A 2,689-nucleotide genomic window follows, 5' to 3' on the forward strand; every position below is an offset into this window, starting at 1 on the left:
AGAAAATGAAAGGCACTTACTTCTTGCTGATTTAGAAGAAGAGAAAGTCGATATGGTTTTTACAGATTCTAAAGAAGGGATCTCTAACAATATGGATGCCTATAGAATTGGTCTCAATAGAACTTTTGCTATTGCTCACAAGAAATTTAAAAAGCATAAAGGAAAATTTCCTGAGTCTCTCGGAAGTATTCCATTCTTTAATTATACAAATGAAACGTTTCTCAAGTATGAGATAGAGCTCTTCTTTTCTAAGAACTCTCTTTCACCTCGAATCATAGGCGAAGGTGACGATATTGACCTCTTTCAAACGGTAACGGAGAAGGGGCTTGGCTTTACCATCGTCCCAGAAGCAGCGATGAATCGCATCTGTAAGAATAATAAAGATGTTATTGTTTTAGGTGAATTAGAAGAGTTACAAACATCTGTTTGGGGTATAATTAAGAAGAGTTATAAAGGTTTAGGATATAAACTACTAAAGAAAGAATTATAGCTTTGGGAGTAGCGATGAGCACTGTGGACAATCTAAATCTAAAAGTCGGAAGGGTCATGGCCAATCGTTTTATCATTGAGGAAATGGTGGGACGTGGTTTAGAAGGTGAGGTCTATCGAGTTGTTGAAAAGCACACTAATAAAGTTCGTGCAATAAAGCTTTTCTATCCTCATCGTAACGAGAAGCAAAAGGTTAGTACGCGCATTGCTAAGAAGCTAGATAAGTTAAGTGCTTGTCCGATTGTCGTCGACTATATTGGTTATGATATCTTAAAGTTTAAGAATCAAAATGTCGCTTGCTTGATTACAGAGTTTGTCGAAGGAGAAATTCTTAGTGAGTTCGTTGATAAACATCGTGGTAAGCGATTAGCGATCTTTCCTGCTCTACATTTACTTTATAGTTTAGCTTGTGGATTAGAATCAATTCACCATAGAGGGGAGTATCACGGCGATCTCCATCTTGATAATATCATCATTAAAAAGTTTGGCCTAGAGTTTGATCTTAAAATTATCGACCTCCACCATTGGGGCGATAGTAAAAAGGATAATAGGGACGAGGATATTATCAAGTTAATCAGGATTTTCTATGAAATTCTTGGGGGACAAAAATACTATGCCAAGCTACCTGAATCGATAAAACAGATTATCTGTGGTCAAAAACGTAGTCTGATATTAAAGAAATTTCGCACTGTTAGTGATTTAAAAAAGTATCTAGAAAGTTTGGATTGGTCAGATGCAGTCAAATAATAAAGTAGAAACGATATTTCTTGGTCCAGATGAAACTCAGCAAGGTATTTTTGACTGGGGACTTTACCGCATTGGTTACTTTATCATGAAATGCCATGATAAAGAGGGAAGTAATGAAGACTCTTCACTTATGATAGAAGGACGAGAAAAACTTCTTCTGGCTATTTCCGATGGGGCCGGAGGTCACCCCCGTGGAGATCTGGCTTCTCAAGTTGTAGTTGAAAACCTTAAAAGTCACTTTCAAGGTGAAGATTATTTTTCAATTCTTGAAAGTGTTGAAAGTGCTAACCAGGCCGTCTTAGACCTAAAACTAGGAGCTAAGGCCACTCTTTGTTTTTGTTTAATTTCGGAAGATACTATCCAAATGGCCTCAGTTGGTGATTCGGAGTTCATTGGTTGGAATCAAAAAGGGAAGAATAGATATTCTAATATTCCCGATTCACAAGTTGGATACTCAATAGAGGCTGGCCATATGACCCAGGAACAATCTCTAGATGATCCTGAGCGCTTCTATGTTCATAATATGATGGGAGATAAGATTCTTCGTATTGAGTCTAGCTCTAAGATCTCGACAAAGAAAGGCCATACATTTGTTATGGGAAGTGATGGTCTCTTTGACAACTTTTCGCATGAGAGGCTTTACTCACTAATTGGACAAGGTGGTTTTGAAGAGTCATTTGATGAGCTCTGTAAACTCTGTCGGGATCAAGCTGAACTTCAAAAACTAGATGACATTTCTTTCTTTGTTATTAGAAAAGTATCTACTTCTTCTTAGTATACCTTTCGAGTGATTCTTCTAAGAAGGTGATAAGAGTATTTAAACGTCGACTCTCTGAGGGTTTTCTTGAAGAGAGAAGAAAAATATTATGGGCCGGGAGTTTCCATGATTTAAAAATAATCTTTAGCTCTCCACTTTGAATTTTATCTTCAACTAAGTAGCGTGGAATATTTAATAAACCGACTCCCATCTCACATGCCTGAACTAAGCTAGTAAGGTTATTTGAACGAAATGTGCCCTGAACTCTTATATCAAGCTTCTTATTTCTCTTTGTAAATGACCAAATAAAAGGACTGTCTCCACGCATATAGAGGAGACAATTATGCTTATCGAGATTCTCTGGAGTTCTTGGTTCTTTAAAGTGAGAGAGATACTCTGAAGAGGCCACAACGACTCTTTCAAGAGAGCCTAAATTCTTAACGTAGAGGCTAGAATCTTTGAGTTGAAAAGCGGTTCTAATACTAAGATCAATATCTTGTTCGACAGGGTCTAAGATCCTATCTGTAAATCTGAGATCTAGTTCTAAGTAAGGATGATCCATCTGGTACTGAGCAAAGTATTTTGCAAGTAAAAATTGTCCTAATGTCGTAGGAGCAGTGACTCTTAAGGAACCTTGAAAAGTATCAACGCTCCCCAGGACATGGTCCTCTAATTCATGTAAATCATTTAGAATNT

Annotated in this window: 4 protein-coding genes; 3 read left to right on the top strand and 1 reads right to left on the bottom strand. The window is 37.2% G+C overall.

The window, feature by feature from the left end; translation table 11 throughout:
• The 3 genes from M901_RS09975 to M901_RS09985 form a co-directional block, all read left to right on the top strand.
• Positions 1–490 (top strand): LysR substrate-binding domain-containing protein (locus M901_RS09975; protein ID WP_021278080.1); only part of this gene is annotated, 490 nt, incomplete at its 5' end.
• A gap of 14 nt (positions 491–504) precedes the next feature.
• Positions 505–1,236: a protein kinase gene (locus M901_RS09980; protein WP_021278079.1), complete on the top strand. Its 732-nt coding sequence runs from the start codon at positions 505–507 to the stop codon at positions 1,234–1,236.
• Positions 1,223–2,011 (top strand): PP2C family serine/threonine-protein phosphatase, encoded by a 789-nt coding sequence (locus tag M901_RS09985; RefSeq protein WP_021278078.1) that lies wholly within the window; start codon positions 1,223–1,225, stop codon positions 2,009–2,011. The genes M901_RS09980 and M901_RS09985 overlap by 14 nt, the downstream gene beginning before the upstream one ends.
• Here M901_RS09985 and M901_RS09990 read toward each other — a convergent pair.
• Positions 1,998–2,689 (bottom strand): substrate binding domain-containing protein (locus M901_RS09990; protein ID WP_034721693.1); only part of this gene is annotated, 692 nt, incomplete at its 5' end. The genes M901_RS09985 and M901_RS09990 overlap by 14 nt on opposite strands.

Source organism: Bacteriovorax sp. DB6_IX, assembly GCF_000447775.1.
Taxonomy (GTDB): Bacteria; Bdellovibrionota; Bacteriovoracia; order Bacteriovoracales; family Bacteriovoracaceae; genus Halobacteriovorax_A.